Origin of the sequence: Actinoplanes sp. NPDC049118, assembly GCF_040648555.1 — a bacterium.
In the GTDB taxonomy this organism is placed as follows: domain Bacteria; phylum Actinomycetota; class Actinomycetes; order Mycobacteriales; family Micromonosporaceae; genus Actinoplanes.
In genome coordinates this window covers 222,137-237,553 of record NZ_JBEZDY010000010.1, presented here as the reverse complement: position 1 = coordinate 237,553, position 15,417 = coordinate 222,137, and the positions used below count along the sequence as shown (strand labels likewise).

Sequence of the window (15,417 nt, the reverse complement as noted above, 5' to 3'; positions counted from 1 at the left end):
TCGCGGGTTGACGGCGACCGGGTCCCGGTCCTATGTTCAACGCGTTCGTTAATTAACGAAGGTGTTAAACACAATGGCCACCGACCGGCTCAGCACGATCTTCGCGGCGCTGGCCGACCCGACCCGCCGGGCGATCCTCGCCCGGCTGGCCGAGGGCGACGCCACCGTCTCGGAGCTCGCCGAGCCGTTCGCCATCAGCCTCCCGGCGATCTCCCGCCACCTGAAGGTGCTGGAGCGGGCCGGTCTCATCAGCCGGAGCCGTTCCGCGCAGTGGCGCTCCAGCAGCCTGCAGGCCGAGCCGTTGCGCGAGGCCACGGCCTGGATGGAGCGCTACCGGCGGTTCTGGGACGAGAACTTCGCACGGCTCGACGCGCACCTTCAGCGCATCCGACGTTCAGAGGAAGAATCATGACCGAGCTCGTCATCACCCGCATCTTCGATGCGCCGCGCCACCTGGTCTATCGCGCGTTCGTCGACCCCGATCAGCTCGCCGCGTGGTTCGGCCCGGTCGGCTACAGCGTGCCCCGCGACACCATCGACATCGATGCGCGGGTCGGCGGCCACCAGCGCTTCACCATGGTCAGCGACACCGACCCGACGCAGGCCTCGCCGGTCGACGCCACCTTCACCGAGGTGATCGAGAACGAGTTGCTCGTCGGCGAGGAGGACATCTCGGCCATCCCCGAGTTCGCGGGTTCCGTCATGCGGATGCGCGTCGAGTTCCACGACGAGCCCGGCGGCCGGACGCGGCTGGTGCTGACACAGGGCCCCTACACGCCCGAGATCAGCGAGATGGCGCGCGAGGGCTGGAACAGCTCCTTCACCAAGCTCGACAAGATCCTCGGCTGAAACCCACCCGTTCCCGGCCGGCCGGGCCTCGACGGGATCCGGCGCGCAGCTGAGCGATACCCGTCGAGGCCGGGGCCGCTGCATGTCATTCTGAGGAACGGCGGTCCCTTCGCGGGGGCCGGACGGCCGGCCGGGTTGGGGGCTGCGCATGGGTTTTCCGGTACTGCGGGACCGAGTAGCGGCGCTTCACAGCGGCTGGGGTGCCGGACTGCTCGCGACCGCGGTGCTGCTCGTCATCGTGGTGGCCGCGGCTGACTTCGTCACTCCGCCCGCCGTGGTCTTCTTCTGGCTGGTCCTGCTGGCGCCGGTGATCGCGGCGACTCTGCTCCGCCCGTGGGCGGTGGCGGTGGTCGGCCTCGCCGCCCTGCTGATGGTCTGGGTCATGTCGGTGCGCAACGGCACGGCCGGGACCACGGAGGCGGTTCGCCTGGGAGCGATCCTCGGGATGACCCTGCTCAGCGCCGGATTCGCCCACCGGCTCGGGGTCCTGGAGCGCCGGGCGCACCGGGGCGCCGAACAGGAGTCGACCCTCGCCGCGATCGTGCGCTCCTCCGAGGACGCGGTCATCACGACCGATCTCGCCGGCACCATCACCACCTGGAACGACGGCGCGACGCGCCAGTACGGCTGGAGGGCCGACGAGGCGATCGGGCGCTACATCGCCCTGGTGTACACACCTGACCAGATCTCCGTGATGCCCGACACCCTGGCGAGCCTGAGCGCAGGCAAGCGCAGGGGCCCGATCGAGGCGCGCCGGGTCCGCAAGGACGGGTCGAACGTCGACGTGCTGGCCAGCATGTGGCCCGTACGCGACCGTCACGGCCGGGTGGTCTCCGTCGCCCGCATCGAGCGGGACCTCACCGCCGTCAAGCACGCCGAGGAGCAACGCCGGTGGATCATCGAACGCTCGGCACTCGCCGAGCGGCTGGAATGCCTCGGCCAGCTCGCCGGGGGCGTCGCCCACGACTTCAACAACCTGCTCGCGATCAACCTCAACTACCTCGACTTCGTCCTCGAGCGGACCGCCGACGCCGAGACCCGCGAGGACCTGACCCGCGCCCGGACCAGCGCCGAACGCGCCCGCGAGCTCACCCGGCAGCTGCTGCTCTTCGCCCGCCAGGAGCCGGGCGACGCCGAGATCATCGACGTCGATTCGGTGATCGAGGACGCCCGCGCCCTGCTCAGCCGCACCATCGGCGCTCATGTCGAGCTGATCACCCGGCCGTCGCCGCGACCCCTCGCCGTCCGCGTCGACTGGGGCCGCATGGAGCAGGTGCTGCTCAACCTGGTGATCAATGCCCGCGACGCAATGCCCGACGGGGGCACGGTCGTGATCGAGGCCGGCGCCGTCCGGCTCGACGACGACCCCGACCGGCTGCCGCCGCTGCCCGCCGGTCCGTACGCGCAGCTCAAGGTCAGCGACACGGGCATGGGCATGCCCCCGAGCGTCGCCGCCCGCATCTTCGAGCCGTTCTTCACGACCAAGGCCGAGCAGCACGGCACCGGACTGGGTCTGGCGACGGTGTACGCCATCGTGACCGAGGCGGGCGGTGACATCACGGTGTCGTCCGAGCCGCAGGTCGGCACCACCTTCCGGATACTGTTGCCGGCCGTCACCGCCCCCACGGCGCCGCAGGCCGCCGCCGCCCGGAAGGCACGCGGCGGCGAGGCGGGCGGGAGGGCGGCGGCCGGCCGGTCGCGCATCCTCGTCGCGGAGGACGACGCCGAGGTCAGGAAGATCGCCGCGCGCATCCTGGAGGCCGAGGGCTATCAGGTCACCGAGGCCGAACACGGCCGGGCGGCTCTCGACCGGATCAACCGGCGGCCGTTCGACCTGCTCCTGACCGACGTCGTCATGCCGGAGATGTCCGGGTCCCGGCTGGCCGAGACGGTGCGCCTGCACCACCCCGACATCCGGATCCTGCTGATCTCCGGTTACAGCGAGGAGACCGCCCAGGTGCGGCACCTGGTGATCGACGGCATCCCGTTGATCCACAAGCCGTTCACCGCGGAGGAGCTGCTGGACGCCGTGCGCCAGGCTCTGGGCGTCACCACGAACCCGGCGAAGGCCTGACGGGCGCCCGCCGGTCAGGCGGCGGTGTCCACACCGGTCAGTGGTGCCGGCGCGCCGAAGACGACGGGCACGCCGGGGGAGTAGAGGACGCTGGCCGGCGGGCCGGCCGGCGCGGGCAGGCCCGCGGTGGTCAGCAGGTCGTCGTCGAGGTCGAGGAGCTCGGCGCGGTGCAGCGGCCAGCGCGGATGCTCGTTCGGCAGGTGCAGGCTCCGTCCCCAGGCGCGGGTGTGCAGGCCCCAGCGGGCGGTCACGAAGTGCTCGAGCGCGGACGGCCGCTCGATGGGCGCTCCCACCCGTACCGTCATGGAACTGGCCGTCCCGCGCGGGCCGGGCCAGCGCCGCCTGCTGGTGTATCGCACGACGTCGCGGTCCTTCTCCAGGCGCATCCGCGACCACATGTACGGCAGGCGCAGCAGCGCCCGCGCCGTCAGCACCGGCAGCAGCCGCTCGGCGTCGAGGGAGAGGAAGACGACCGCCCGCCGGCCCTGTCCATCCACGCTGTACAGCCGCACGTTGGTCTCGCAGAACGTGCCCAGGTAGGGAATCCCCGGGCCGCGCAACGCACCCAGCCGCACCATCCGGAAGCCGATCAGCCCCGCGTAGGTGACGCCGTCGAGGGTGTCGGGCACGGTGCCGCGCGGCAGGAACGGCGCGACCACCTCCGGCGGCAGGGCCCAGTGCAGGAACGCCAGGTCGTGCCAGCGCTGCACCAGCCACGAGCGGGGCACCGGCCGCACGGTCTCCGGGGTCACGTCCTCGATCCGCACGTACCCATCATGCACGCGCCCCAAGCGCTCGCTGTGCTGATCGGCTCGGGTGGCTGCCGGCAGTCCGGCCGCCACCCTGAGCCGGTCCGCGTCAGAAGACCTCGCGCCACTTCATGTATCGGTTCGCGCTGTTGCAGCCGTTCGTGTAAAGGTCGCCCGCCGCGTTGCCGTCGAGACAGTAGCCGGTGGCCACATTCTGGTACATCCGGTGCGAGGAAGAGGTGCTGATGTTCTTCCACTTCTGGTTGTTGTTGCCGGACACGCAGGGCTTCGTGTAGACCTGCCGGGCGGCGTTGCTGTCGAGACAGAGTTCGGTCTGCGCGTTGCGGATCTGTCGCGGATTCGGGATGCGTCCGTACCATCGCTGATAGGCGCCGTCGTTGCAACCCCTGGTGTACGCCTGCCCGTTGGCGTTGCTGTCCAGGCACCGCTGGGTGCCCATGCTGGCGTATTGGGCGGTGGCCTCGGCTGCCGCAGCGGGCGCGCTGCTGACGCCGATGACGCAAGCGAATACCGCCAGGACTACGGCCGACTTGAATGGCTTAATCACATGTTCTCCGTGTCGTATCGATGGGGGGCGGAAATGTAGCACCGGCGCGGCAGGTTCGGGGGGCCGCCCGAAGCGGGGCGCGGATCAGCGCATCAGACGCCGGACAACGCTGCCGTCCGGTTCGGTCGGGCGTGCGTCGAGCGACGCCGAGGGCGCGCGGCTACCGGGACTCGCTCGAGCCCTGCGACGTGTCGTAGCCGTCACACCACCGCGCCCGGCGGGGCCGGGTTCGCAAGAATGGGCGGGTAGACGACCCGAATCGGACCGGGAGGCCCGCCCTGACACCACGACTACCGGCTGCGGTGCTCTTCGACATGGACGGCACGCTGGTCGACAGCGAGAAGGTCTGGGAAGTCGCGTTGAACGAGCTCGCGGCGCGAGCCGGCGGCGAGCTGTCGACGGCGGCGCGGCAGGCGATGATCGGCGGCAGCATGGCCATCTCGATGCGGATCTTCCGCGACGACCTGGGCCAGCCCGGCCGCGACGAGGCCGCCGACGTGGCCTGGCTGGAGCGGCGCGTCGAGGAGCTCTTCGCCAAGGGCCTGGTCTGGCGGCCCGGAGCGCTCGAACTGCTGCACGCGGTGCGGTCGGCGGGCCTGCCGACCGCGCTTGTCACCTCGACGGGCCGCCGCCTGGTGGAGATCGCGCTGGACACCCTCGGCAGGGAGAACTTCGACGTCGTGGTCTGCGGCGACGAGGTGTCGGCCCCGAAGCCGGACCCGGCGCCGTACCGGACCGCGGCCGACCTGCTGGGTGTGAAGATCGCGGAGTGCGTGGCGATCGAGGATTCACCGACCGGCCTCGCCAGCGCGGTTGCCTCGGGCGCCGCGGTGCTCGCGGTGCCGGCCGAGCTGGAGCTGCCGCCGACCGACGGGGTGCACCTGCGTGACTCCCTCGAGGACGTCGACCCGGCATTCCTGTCGAGGCTGCTCGCCTCGGTGCCGGGCTGAGCCCGCGCCGACCGTTGCCGGCCGGCGCGGGAACTCCCCCCGTCAGTGAGCGATTTCAACCTGGCCCGGGGCCAGAGGTAGCGCCGGGAGTTGCCGCCCCGGCCAGGTTGAAAAGGCTCAGTCGTGGGCGATCGCGCCCAGGACGTTGAGGCGGGCGGCGCGGATCGCCGGCAGTACCGCGGCGATCACACCGACCAGGGCGGCCAGCACCAGGTAGGTGCCCATCCGGCCCCAGGGCAGCACCAGCTCGGTGATGCCGTCGCTCTCCAGGGCCCGTGTCACCGCGGTGCCCAGCCCGGCACCGACGACCACGCCGAGCAGCGCGCCGAAGACCGAGATCACCACGGCCTCGACCGTCACCATGCGCATCGTCTGCGCCCTGCCCAGGCCGACCGCGCGCAGCAGGCCCAGCTCGCGGGTCCGCTCCAGCACCGACAGCGCCAGCGTGTTGATGACGCCGAGCACGGCGATCAGGATCGCCAGCGCCAGCAGGATCTGGATCATCGTGATGATCACGTCGAACGTCGAGGCCTGCTGGTCGACGAACGCCTGCGCGTCCTGCGCCGAGACCTCGGGGCTGTCCGCCAGCAGGGCCTTGACCTGCGGCAGTACCTGGCCGACCGGAACGCCCGCGTCGAGCCGGACGAAGCCGATCATCGGCTGGGTGATGCCGAAGTCCTTCGAGGCGGCGGCGGGCAGCAGGAAGTTGCCCGGCAGGGCGTCCTCCGGGAAGGTCGCCGCGACCGTGTACTCGTGCGGATCGCCGCGGGACGCCTGGATCGTCAGCCGGGTGCCGACCTGCCAGCCGTGCTCGCTCGCCTCCGGCGCGCTCACGACGACCTGGTCGTCGCGCAGCGTCGTCAGCGTGGCGCCGTCCCCGTATGCCTCGGACAGCCCGGCCAGGTCGTCGGTGGCGTCCACCCACTGCTTCTCGCCGTTGACCAGGACCTGGTCGCTCCAGAGGCCGGCCGCCGCCCGTACGCCCGGAATGGCCGCGGCCTTGCTCAGCACGGCCGGGTCGTAGGTCGCCGGGCGCGGGCCGTTGTCGTCCCCGCTGATGATCACCTCGGCCTTCAGGACGGTCGAGGCCATCGCCTTGAGGCTGCTCTTGGCGGAGTCCATGACCACGGTGACGCCGGTGACCAGCGCGATGCCGACCATCAGCGCGGCGGCGGTGATCGCCGTGCGGCGCGGGTTGCGGCCCGAGTTGAGCCGGCCCAGCCGGCCCGGCAGCGACCACGAGAAGATCCGGCCGATCGCCGAGACCACCGGGCGGCTGATCAGCGGGGTGAGCAGCGCGATGCCGATGAACGACACCAGCACACCGCCGAGGATCGTCCAGAGGGTGGCGTCGCCGGGGTCCCCGAACAGCCCGATGCCCAGGGTCGTGAACCCGGCCGCCGTGACGACGCCGCCCGCGATGCTGATCCTGGTGAGCGGCCGGTCCGGCGTGGCGACGTCCTGCATCGCCGCGACCGGCGCGATCCGCGACGCCCGCAGCGCCGGCAGCACCGCGGCGACCACGGTGACCAGCACGCCGACGACGAACGAGCTGATGATCGCCTCGAGCGGCACGCCGAGGGGCGCCAGCTCCAGCCCGCCGCCACCGACCGAGCTGAACAGGTACGCCAGCCCGAAGCCGACCCCGACGCCGGCCGCGAGGCCGAGCACCGCCGCGACCAGCCCGATCACCACCGCCTCGACGAGCACCGACCCGATGACCTGGCGGCGGCTCGCGCCGATCGCCCGCATCAGCGCCAGCTCCCGGGTGCGCTGCGCGACGATGATCGAGAACGTGTTGAGGATCAGGAAGATGCCGACGAACAGGGCGACGCCGGCGAAGCCCAGCAGGATGTTGCTGAAGAAGCCGAGCCCCTCCTGGATGCCGGCGGCGTTGTCCTCGGCGAGCTGCTCGCCGGTCCGGGTCTCGTAGCCCGCGCCGACGGCGGCCGCGATCCGGTCCCGCAGCGCCTCCGGCGTCACGCCGTCGGCCGCCTGCACCTGGACCGAGCTGTAGACGCCGGTCTCGCCGAGCATGAGCTGCTGGGCGACGGGCTCGGTGAAGGCGACCTCCTGTGCGCCGCCGATGCTGTCCCGGTTGCCGCTGTAGCCCCAGATCCCGACGAGGGTGAACTCCTTCTTCGGCTCGAGGGTCAGCACGCCGACCCGGTCGCCGACCTTGATGCCGGCGGCCTTGGCGACGGCCGCGTTCACGGCGATCTCGGTCGCGGCGGTCGGGCCGCGGCCCTCGCGCAGCTGCACCAGGTCGTCGGTGCCGGTCCAGTTGGTGCCGAGCCGGGGCGGCCCCATCGAGGTGAGCACCTTGCCGTCGCTGCCGATCACCCGGGCGCCGTCGGCGTCGACCCGGCCGATCGCGCGCTCGACCCCGGGTACGCCGCTCACCTGCTTGACGACCGAGGCGGCCAGCGGAGCCGCCACCTGCTCGCCCTCGAACTCGGAGACCTCGACCTTCGGCTTGGCGCTCACCGCGACGTCGGTGGTGGAGTAGGCGCTGGCGAACAGGGAGTCGAACGAGCGGTTCAGGGTGTCGGTGACCACGAACGCGCCGGCCACGAACATGACGCCGAGCACGACGGCGAGCCCGGAGAGGATGAGCCGCAGCTTGCGCGCCAGCAGGCTCTTCAGGGTCGCGCGCAGCATCAGAGCATCACCGGCGCGGCGTGGCTGTCGAGACGCTTCATCATGTCCAGCACCGACTCGGGGGTCGGCTCGAGCAGCTCGTCGACGATCTCGCCGTCGGCGAGGAACACGACGCGGTCGGCGTAGCTCGCCGCCACCGGGTCGTGGGTGACCATGATGATGGTCTGGTGGTGTTCGCGGACGCTGGCCCGCAGGAACGACAGCACCTCGGCGCCCGAGCGCGAGTCCAGGTTGCCGGTCGGCTCGTCGGCGAAGATGACGTCGGGACGGCCGACGAGGGCCCGGGCGCACGCGACGCGCTGCTGCTGGCCGCCGGAGAGCTGGCTGGGCCGGTGGCTCAGCCGGTCCCGCAGGCCGACCGTGTCGATGACGACGTCCCACCACTGCGGATCGGGCTTGCGGCCGGCGATGTCCAGCGGCAGCCGGATGTTCTCCTGCGCGCTGAGCGTCGGCAGCAGGTTGAACTGCTGGAAGATGAAGCCGACCCGATCCCGGCGCAGCCGGGTGAGCGCCTTGTCGCCGAGGCCGGTGACCTTGGTGCCGCCGATGTGCACCTCGCCGCGGTCGACCGTGTCCAGGCCGGCCAGGCAGTGCATCAGGGTCGACTTGCCGCTGCCGGACGGGCCCATGATGGCCGTGAACCGGCCCCGCTCGAAGTCCGCGCTCACGCCGCGTAACGCGACGACCCGCGCTTCTCCGGAGCCGTACACCTTCCAGACCTCGCTCGCACGTGCGGCCACCGGATCGCCGGCCATCGTCGCTGTCACTGTCGCCCCCTGGGATTTCATCTCGTGGACCGGCCGGGCATTCGCACCCGGCCGGCCCGCCCAGTGTTTCGTCGAAATCGGGCCGCGGCGTCCGCCCTCGGGCGGAGCGCCACGCGGAGATTTGCTCGGGGATTCCTCCAGCGGATCCTCAGGGTTGTCCCTGATCCCGTCCGCGCGCCCGGGCTGACGTCGCCGTGACGGTTGACAGACGTCATGTATGACGTCACCATGGCGTCATGGACCTGACACCGTACCTCGAATCGCTGCGCGGGGACCTCGCCGCGGCCGCGGCGCCGGGCGGTGCCGAGACCGCCCGCGCGGCCGAACTGCTCAGCCACGCGATCGAGGCCTCGGCCCGGCTCGCGCTGCTGCAGGCGCTCTCCGACGCGGCGGCCGAGATCACCACGCGGCTGCACGGGCCCGTCGTCGACGTCCGGCTCCGCGGCCGGGAGGCGGACCTGGTGGTCAGCCAGGTCGACGCCGAGCCCGAACCGCCGTCCGCGGCGCCGTCCGCGCCGCCGCTCGACGGCGGCGACCTGGCCCGGCTCACGCTGCGCATGCCGGAGGCGCTGAAGACCCACGTCGAGCACGCCGCCGCGGCCGAGGGCGTCTCGGTCAACGCCTGGCTGGTCCGGGCCGTCGCCACGGCCGCGGGCCGGCCCGCACCCGAACCACCGCCGGGCCGGAACCGTTCCGGCAAGCGCATCACCGGCTTCGCTCAGGCCTGACCAGCAAACTCCCCGGAAAGGACACGACCATGCCCGAGTTCGACCACGCGACACCCGTCACGGTCTCCCTGCGTCTGCACCGCGGCGAGGCGGACGTCTTCGCCGAGCCGCGCGAGACGGTCCGGGTGGACATCACCGAGGGTGGCGCCGACGCGTCGGAGAGCTTCACCGTACGGCTGGAGGGCGACACCCTGATCGTCCACGCGCCGGACACCGCGCTGTGGCAGTGGCGCCGCTACCCGAAGGTCCGGATCGTCATCCGGGTGCCGGAGGGCAGCTCGCTGGCGATGAAGTCGGCGGCGGCGGACATCCGCGCGGCTGGCCGCTACGCGACGGTGCAGGGCAGCCTGCAGTCCGCCGACGCCGAGGTGGACCGGGTCGACGGCGACGCGCAGCTGAAGGCCGCCAGCGGCGACCTGAAGGTGGTGCACGTGGGCGGTTCGCTGCGGCTGAGCAGCTCGTCCGGCGACATCGAGGTCGGTGACGTCATCGGTGACGTCAGTGCCGACACCGCGAGCGGCGACATCACCATCCGGGCGGCCGGGGCGTCGGTCCAGGCGGAGTCGGCGTCGGGCGACGTCGAGGTCGGGCTGCTCCGGCGCGGCAAGGCGCGGCTCAAGACGGCGTCGGGCGACGTCTCCGTCGGAGTGGCCGCTGGCACCGGCGTCTGGCTGGACCTGAGCACCTCCTCCGGTTCGACGTCGAACGGCCTGTCGATGGGCGCGACGCCGACCGGGGACCAGCAGGCGACCCTGGAACTGGGCATCCGCACGGCGAGCGGCGACATCGACGTGCACCGAGCCGCGGCCTAAGGCTTGCCGGGCCGGACCAGTCCGGTCTCGTAGGCCAGGACGACCGCCTGCACGCGGTCGCGGAGGCCGAGCTTGGTCAGCAGGTGCCCGACGTGGGTCTTCACCGTGGTCTCGCTGACGGTCAGGGCGCGGGCGATCTCGGCGTTCGAATGCCCCTTGGCGATGTGCATGAAGACCTCACGCTCGCGCTCGGTCAGGGCGCCGAGGGCGGGCGCGGCCGACAAGGCGGCGGGCGCCGGCAGCGCCTCGGCGAGGCGGGCGAGCAGCCGCGCCAGGATCAGCGGGGCGACGACCGAACCGCCGCCGGCGACCGCGCGGATGGCGGACACGAGCTCGGCGGGGGGCACGTCCTTGCTCAGGTAGCCGGCCGCCCCGGCGGCGACGGCGGCGAGCACCTGCTCGTCGGCGTCGAGCGCCGTCAGGATCAGCACGCGCACCGGCAGCCCGGAGCCGGTGATGGCCCGGGTCGCGGCGAGCCCGTCGAGGCGCGGCAGCCGCACGTCCATCACGACGACGTCCGGCAGCAGGCGGCGGGAGAGGTCGACGGCCTCGACCCCGTCGCCGGCCTCGCCGACGACGGCCAGGCCCTCGGCGCCGGTCAGCGCCATCCGCAGCCCGGACCTCAGCATGGGCTGGTCGTCGGCGAGCAGCACCCGGACCGGTCGGGTGGCCGCCGCGGCCGTCGCCGTCGCGCGGTCGCCTGCCGTCATCCGTTGCGCCTCCAGTGCTGGGTGGATCGGCCCTGCACACAGTAGGTGATTCCCCGGCGGGCCGAGGCCCGGCGGCGGCCCGCCGGGTCTGTGCGGCCGGGCGGCGGCCCGCCGGGTCTGTGCGGCCGGGCGGCGGCCCGCCGGGTCTGTGCGGCCGGGCGGTGGCCCGCCGGGTCTGTGCGGCCGGGCGGTGGCCCGCCGGGTTCGGAGCGGCCGGCGGCACAGGGGTGCCGGATGCCGTCAGTCGGCGGAGCCGTCGGGGCCGGTGCCGGCGGGGTCGAGGGCCTCGGCCGGCGCCGGCTCGGGGTAGGCCGGGGGAGTGCCGCCGAACTCGGGGCAGAACCGCTGATGGCTGCACCACCCGCAGAGCTTGCTCGGCTTCGGCCGGAAGTCCCGCTCGGCCTTGGCCCGCTCGATCGCCTGCGACAGCGCCACCAGGGTGCGCTCGAAGCGCTCCAGCTCGGCCGCGTCCGGGCTGTAGTCGCAGATCTCGGCGTCCTTGAGATAGAGCAGGCGCAGCACCCGGGGCACCACGCCGCGGGTGCGCCACAGCACCAGCGCGTAGAACTTCAGCTGGAACAGCGCGCGGCCCTCGAACGCCTCGCGCGGCGCGCCGCCGGTCTTGTAGTCGACCACCCGCAGGTCGCCGGCGGGGGAGACGTCGAGGCGGTCGATGTAGCCGCGGATCAGCAGCTCGTCGCCGACCAGCGTCGACACCAGGCTCTCGCGCTCGGCCGGCTCCAGCCGCCGCGGATCCTCGACCGCGAAGTAGCCGGCGAGCAGGTCGCCCGCGCCGCTCAGGAAGGCCGCGATCCGCTCCGCCTCCGCGGCCGCCGCGATCCCGGGCAGGGGCTCCGCCGCGGCGGCCTCGTCCGCCGCCGGCCGGGCACCGGGCTCCGGTCGCGGGTCCGGCGCCGCGCCCGGGTCCGCCGGGTCGAAGAGGCCCGCCAGGAGCGGCTCCTGGCCGAGCAGCCGCTCCCACTCCGGCGCCACCAGCGCGGCCGCCGACTCCGGCGTGCGCTCGGCCGCGGGCAGGTCGAACAACCGCTCCAGCACCGCGTGCACCAGCGTGCCGCGCGCCTGGTCGGGGGTCGGCCGCTCCGGCAGCCGGTCGATCGTGCGGAAACGGAACAACAGCGGGCAGGTCTTGAAGTCCGCGGCCCGCGACGGCGACAGCGACGGCCCGGCGGGGCGCTCGTCCGGGCCGGGCGCACGGCCGGGAGCGCGGCCGGGCACCGCGCCGCCGAGCGCGTCCGCGGAAGGAGACAAAACCGTTTCTGCCGTCATGGGGACAAGGCTATGGGACGGGTACGACGAAACCGGAGAGGCGGGGCTCTCAGGCGCGGTCCGTAGCATCGATGCGTGGACCAAGGCGCTCAGCAGACCCGTCAGGGGCGGCGGCCCGGCCGGATGGTCGGCCGCGTGCTCGGCATTCCCGTCTTCCTGCACCCCTCGATGCTGCTGCTCGCGCTGCTCGTCACCGTCGTCTACGGCGGCTACGCGGAGGCCGAGCTGGCGCTCGCCGGCCCGCTGGCGTACGCCGCCGGTTTCGGTTTCGTGGTCTTCCTGCTCGGTTCCGTGCTGCTGCACGAGCTCGGCCACGCCCTGACCGCCCGGCGCTACGGCATCGGGGTGCGCGGCATCACCCTCGAGCTGCTCGGCGGCTGGACGGAGCTGGACCGCGACGCGCCCACGCCCCGCGTCGACGCCCTGGTCTCGCTGGCCGGCCCCGCGGTCTCCTTCGCCATCGGCGGGCTCGCGACCGCCGCCGCGCTCGCCCTGCCCGACCGCACGGTCGCCGGCCAGATCGCGTTCCAGATCGCCGCCGGCAACATCATCGTGGCGATCTTCAACGTGCTGCCGGGCCTTCCGCTCGACGGCGGCCGGGCGCTGCGGGCCGGGCTCTGGGCGCTGATCAAGGACCGGAACCGGGCCACCGTCGCGGCCGCCTGGTGCGGGCGGGGCCTCGCGCTGCTCACGGGCATGGCCGTCCTCACCCTGTACCGGCTCAACGTCCTGACGCTCTTCGGCCTGGTCTTCATCCTGCTCGTGGTCTACACGCTGTGGCAGGGCGCCGGGCAGTCGATCAGGCTGGCCCGGATGACGCGGCGGTTCCCCCTGATCGACCTGGGCACCCTCGCGCGGCCGCTTTTCGCCGTACCGTCGGGAACGCCGCTGGCCGAGGCGCAGCGCCGCGCCGACGCGGCGGACCGGGCCCGGGACACCCTGGCCGTCGCCGACTCCAGCGGCCGGGTCGTGGCCCTGGTCGACGCGGCCGGCTCGGCCGCCGTGCCGGCCGAACGGCGGCCCTGGGTGTCCGTGGACACGGTCTCGCAGGACCTCGGCCGGCTGCCGGCCCTTCCGCTCGGATTGAGCGGCGAACAGGTGGTCCGGGCCGTGCAGGCACACCCGGGTGCGCAGTACGTGGTCACCTCCGGGGAGGATGTCGTCGGCGTGCTGCACATCGCGGACCTGGCCGAGCTGCTGGAACCGCGCCGAGCCGCCCGCAGGCCGTCCGGCCGATGAGTTCAGGTACCGAGATGAAAGAGCGATCAGTGACTGTGCAATCCACCACCGTCGTCGACGAGCCCGTGCCCGCCCACCGCGGGCCGTTCCGCGAGGGCGACCGCGTGCAGCTCACGGATCCCAAGAACCGCATGCACACCATCGTGCTCGAGCCCGGTAAGGCCTTCCACACCCACCGTGGCGCCCTCGAGCACGACGCCCTGATCGGCCTGCCCGAGGGCAGCGTCGTGGTCTCCAGCGGGGGCACGGCCTACCTCGCGCTGCGCCCGCTGCTCTCCGACTACGTGCTCTCCATGCCGCGCGGCGCCCAGGTGATCTACCCCAAGGACGCGGCGCAGATCGTCGCCATGGGCGACATCTTCCCCGGCGCCAAGGTCATGGAGGCGGGCGCCGGGTCGGGCGCGCTGACCTGCTCGCTGCTGCGGGCGGTCGGCAGCACCGGCGAGCTGCACTCGTACGAGCTGCGTGACGACTTCGCGGCGATCGCGCGCAAGAACGTCGAGGCGTTCTTCGGCGGGCCGCACCCCGCCTGGCACCTGCACCGGGGCGACGTGGCGGAGGCCGAGGGGTCCGGTTTCGACCGGATCGTCCTGGACATGCTGACCCCCTGGGAGGCCCTCGGCATGGTCGAGCGCGCGCTCGTGCCCGGCGGCGTCTTCATCGGCTACGTCGCCACGACCCCGCAGCTCTCCGAGCTCGTGGAGGCGTTGCGTGAGCGCGGTGGCTGGACGGAGCCCCGGGCCTGGGAGTCGCTGGTGCGCGACTGGCACGCGGACGGCCTCGCCGTGCGCCCCGACCACCGGATGATCGCGCACACCGCGTTCCTGGTCTCGGCGCGCCGGCTCGCCCCCGGCGTGACCGCCCCGCCGCGGCGCCGCAAGCCCAGCAAGGGCGCCGAGGCGTACGCCCTGCGCAAGGCCACCCGGGCCGCCCTCGCGAGCCAGGGTACGGAGACGGTTGACGATACCGGGGTGTGACGACCCGGGGCGGATCCGGTAGTTTCCGTCGCGGGTTTCGATGGGGTTTGGGAGCGGAGGGAACGGGTGGGCGCAATGAGTTCTCCGCCGTTCGGTGGCAGTAACGAGATGCCGGCGGTCTTCCCGGACTGGTCGCCTTACGAGGACCTGGACTCGGCCGCCCGGGCCTACCTGCGCGACCCCGAGGTGGCGCTCGACGCCCTCTTCGGGGTGCTGCGGGGCGCCTCCGTGCTGTGCTTCACGCTGGAGCGCTTCGTCAACGAGGTCAACGGCGTCTGGCAGGAGGTCGTCATCTGCGACGGCAGCCGGCTGGTGCTCTGGCACGGCGAGGACGTGGCGCCCGGCGACGGCCCGGTCGGCTCGATGACCTCGTCGCTGCGCGTGGTGCCGCTCTCGACGGTCACCGAGGTGGGCTGCCGCCGGCGGCTCACCCGGACGCCGACCGGGCAGGCGCGGGTCGACAGCATCGACGTCTACCTGCTGCTGAGCTCCGTGGACGACGCGGTGCCGCCGCCCGGTATGGCCGAGGACGAGGGTCGGACCGCGCTGCGGCACGACGCGCTGCGCTTCGGCAAGACGCTCGACGACGGCGGACCGGGGCAAATCGCCCGATTGGAAGAGTTTTCCCGAGTTGTCGCATCTTTGGTCGGTCGCCCAACCCTGTGACATTTCCGGCCCCGCCGGGCGGGCGCCGCGGGGCCCCGGCGGGGACCGGCCGGAGCCTCAGTCGGCGTCCGGCCCCGCGACCTCGACGTCGTCGTCGCTGCGCACGACGTGGATGCAATCGCCCGGGCACTCCTTGGCCGCGTCGATCACCTCGAGCCGCAGCCGGGCCGGCACCTCCGTGCGCACTCCGGGGCTCTGCAGCAGCTCACCCGCACTGTCCTTGACATACGCGAGCCCGTCGATGTCGAACTCGAACACCTCGGGCGCGTACTGCACACACAGCCCGTCACCGGTGCACAGGTCCTGATCCACCCAGACCTCGAGCTCGCCCGTCTCGGTCACTGCCGACACGCCTACCTCCCCTGCCTCGCCCCGTCCGA

The 15,417-nt window shown here is 72.8% G+C and carries 16 protein-coding genes; 9 read left to right on the top strand and 7 right to left on the bottom strand.

What is annotated here, in order from left to right; translation table 11 throughout:
• Positions 1-73: 73 nt before the first annotated feature.
• The 3 genes from AB0B58_RS18025 to AB0B58_RS18015 all read left to right on the top strand — a co-directional run bounded on the left by AB0B58_RS18025 (position 74) and on the right by AB0B58_RS18015 (position 2,923).
• A complete protein-coding gene (locus AB0B58_RS18025) occupies positions 74-412 on the top strand; it encodes a metalloregulator ArsR/SmtB family transcription factor (RefSeq protein WP_360224627.1) in 339 nt (112 codons plus the stop codon).
• The gene (locus AB0B58_RS18020) at positions 409-849 is read left to right on the top strand and encodes an SRPBCC domain-containing protein (protein ID WP_360224625.1); all 441 of its coding nucleotides are present in this window, start codon (positions 409-411) and stop codon (positions 847-849) included. The genes AB0B58_RS18025 and AB0B58_RS18020 overlap by 4 nt, the downstream gene beginning before the upstream one ends.
• Positions 850-997: 148 nt before the next feature.
• Positions 998-2,923, top strand: coding sequence for a response regulator (locus tag AB0B58_RS18015; protein WP_360224623.1), 1,926 nt, complete (start codon positions 998-1,000; stop codon positions 2,921-2,923).
• A 14-nt stretch (positions 2,924-2,937) separates the two neighbouring features.
• Here AB0B58_RS18015 and AB0B58_RS18010 read toward each other — a convergent pair whose 3' ends face one another.
• Positions 2,938-3,690, bottom strand: a complete 753-nt coding sequence (locus AB0B58_RS18010) for a DUF2071 domain-containing protein (RefSeq protein WP_360224621.1) — start codon at positions 3,688-3,690, stop codon at positions 2,938-2,940.
• A 91-nt stretch (positions 3,691-3,781) separates the two neighbouring features.
• A complete protein-coding gene (locus AB0B58_RS18005) occupies positions 3,782-4,132 on the bottom strand; it encodes an RICIN domain-containing protein (RefSeq protein ID WP_360224619.1) in 351 nt (116 codons plus the stop codon).
• 410 nt (positions 4,133-4,542) lie between these two features.
• On the opposite strand from AB0B58_RS18005, the gene AB0B58_RS18000 reads away from it, so the two are divergent.
• Complete coding sequence (locus tag AB0B58_RS18000; RefSeq protein ID WP_360224617.1) at positions 4,543-5,190, top strand: HAD family phosphatase; 648 nt, start codon at positions 4,543-4,545, stop codon at positions 5,188-5,190.
• A 117-nt stretch (positions 5,191-5,307) separates the two neighbouring features.
• On the opposite strand, the gene AB0B58_RS17995 is transcribed toward AB0B58_RS18000, so the two are convergent.
• Together AB0B58_RS17995 and AB0B58_RS17990 are read right to left on the bottom strand one after the other, a co-directional pair.
• Entirely contained in the window at positions 5,308-7,851 is a 2,544-nt protein-coding gene (locus AB0B58_RS17995; RefSeq protein WP_360224615.1) for an FtsX-like permease family protein, read from the bottom strand.
• On the bottom strand, positions 7,851-8,606 hold the full coding sequence (locus AB0B58_RS17990) for an ABC transporter ATP-binding protein (RefSeq protein WP_360224800.1): 756 nt from the start codon (positions 8,604-8,606) through the stop codon (positions 7,851-7,853). Before AB0B58_RS17990 ends, AB0B58_RS17995 begins: the two co-directional genes overlap by 1 nt.
• 248 nt (positions 8,607-8,854) lie before the next feature.
• Between AB0B58_RS17990 and AB0B58_RS17985 the strand changes: the two genes are divergently transcribed.
• The gene (locus AB0B58_RS17985; protein ID WP_360224613.1) at positions 8,855-9,346 is read left to right on the top strand and encodes a toxin-antitoxin system HicB family antitoxin; all 492 of its coding nucleotides are present in this window, start codon (positions 8,855-8,857) and stop codon (positions 9,344-9,346) included.
• Between the two features lie 29 nt (positions 9,347-9,375).
• Complete coding sequence (locus tag AB0B58_RS17980) at positions 9,376-10,158, top strand: DUF4097 family beta strand repeat-containing protein (protein WP_360224612.1); 783 nt, start codon at positions 9,376-9,378, stop codon at positions 10,156-10,158.
• Here the strand turns inward: AB0B58_RS17980 and AB0B58_RS17975 are convergent.
• Both AB0B58_RS17975 and AB0B58_RS17970 read right to left on the bottom strand, forming a co-directional pair.
• Complete coding sequence (locus tag AB0B58_RS17975; protein ID WP_360224610.1) at positions 10,155-10,868, bottom strand: response regulator transcription factor; 714 nt, start codon at positions 10,866-10,868, stop codon at positions 10,155-10,157. The genes AB0B58_RS17980 and AB0B58_RS17975 overlap by 4 nt on opposite strands.
• A gap of 240 nt (positions 10,869-11,108) precedes the next feature.
• Entirely contained in the window at positions 11,109-12,155 is a 1,047-nt protein-coding gene (locus tag AB0B58_RS17970; protein WP_360224608.1) for a PD-(D/E)XK nuclease family protein, read from the bottom strand.
• Positions 12,156-12,278: 123 nt separating this feature from the next.
• Between AB0B58_RS17970 and AB0B58_RS17965 the strand changes: the two genes are divergently transcribed.
• From AB0B58_RS17965 to AB0B58_RS17955, 3 genes are all read left to right on the top strand, one after another.
• A complete protein-coding gene (locus tag AB0B58_RS17965; RefSeq protein ID WP_360224798.1) occupies positions 12,279-13,394 on the top strand; it encodes a site-2 protease family protein in 1,116 nt (371 codons plus the stop codon).
• A gap of 29 nt (positions 13,395-13,423) precedes the next feature.
• Positions 13,424-14,371, top strand: a complete 948-nt coding sequence (locus AB0B58_RS17960) for a tRNA (adenine-N1)-methyltransferase (protein ID WP_360224606.1) — start codon at positions 13,424-13,426, stop codon at positions 14,369-14,371.
• Positions 14,372-14,446: 75 nt separating this feature from the next.
• On the top strand, positions 14,447-15,037 hold the full coding sequence (locus tag AB0B58_RS17955; protein WP_360224604.1) for a hypothetical protein: 591 nt from the start codon (positions 14,447-14,449) through the stop codon (positions 15,035-15,037).
• Positions 15,038-15,094: 57 nt separating this feature from the next.
• Here AB0B58_RS17955 and AB0B58_RS17950 read toward each other — a convergent pair whose 3' ends face one another.
• Complete coding sequence (locus tag AB0B58_RS17950) at positions 15,095-15,379, bottom strand: ferredoxin (RefSeq protein ID WP_360224796.1); 285 nt, start codon at positions 15,377-15,379, stop codon at positions 15,095-15,097.
• Positions 15,380-15,417 lie beyond the last annotated feature (38 nt).

Bases quoted from the DNA above. Each gene is read 5' to 3' on its own strand.
- AB0B58_RS18025 (WP_360224627.1), top strand. From the start codon at position 74: ATGGCCACCGACCGGCTCAGCACGATCTTCGCGGCGCTGGCCGACCCG.
- AB0B58_RS18020 (WP_360224625.1), top strand. From the start codon at position 409: ATGACCGAGCTCGTCATCACCCGCATCTTCGATGCGCCGCGCCACCTG.
- AB0B58_RS18015 (WP_360224623.1), top strand. From the start codon at position 998: ATGGGTTTTCCGGTACTGCGGGACCGAGTAGCGGCGCTTCACAGCGGC.
- AB0B58_RS18005 (WP_360224619.1), bottom strand. From the start codon at position 4,132: ATGGGCACCCAGCGGTGCCTGGACAGCAACGCCAACGGGCAGGCGTAC.
- AB0B58_RS17995 (WP_360224615.1), bottom strand. From the start codon at position 7,851: ATGCTGCGCGCGACCCTGAAGAGCCTGCTGGCGCGCAAGCTGCGGCTC.
- AB0B58_RS17990 (WP_360224800.1), bottom strand. From the start codon at position 8,606: ATGGCCGGCGATCCGGTGGCCGCACGTGCGAGCGAGGTCTGGAAGGTG.
- AB0B58_RS17985 (WP_360224613.1), top strand. From the start codon at position 8,855: ATGGACCTGACACCGTACCTCGAATCGCTGCGCGGGGACCTCGCCGCG.
- AB0B58_RS17980 (WP_360224612.1), top strand. From the start codon at position 9,376: ATGCCCGAGTTCGACCACGCGACACCCGTCACGGTCTCCCTGCGTCTG.
- AB0B58_RS17975 (WP_360224610.1), bottom strand. From the start codon at position 10,868: ATGACGGCAGGCGACCGCGCGACGGCGACGGCCGCGGCGGCCACCCGA.
- AB0B58_RS17970 (WP_360224608.1), bottom strand. From the start codon at position 12,155: ATGACGGCAGAAACGGTTTTGTCTCCTTCCGCGGACGCGCTCGGCGGC.
- AB0B58_RS17965 (WP_360224798.1), top strand. From the start codon at position 12,279: ATGGTCGGCCGCGTGCTCGGCATTCCCGTCTTCCTGCACCCCTCGATG.
- AB0B58_RS17955 (WP_360224604.1), top strand. From the start codon at position 14,447: ATGAGTTCTCCGCCGTTCGGTGGCAGTAACGAGATGCCGGCGGTCTTC.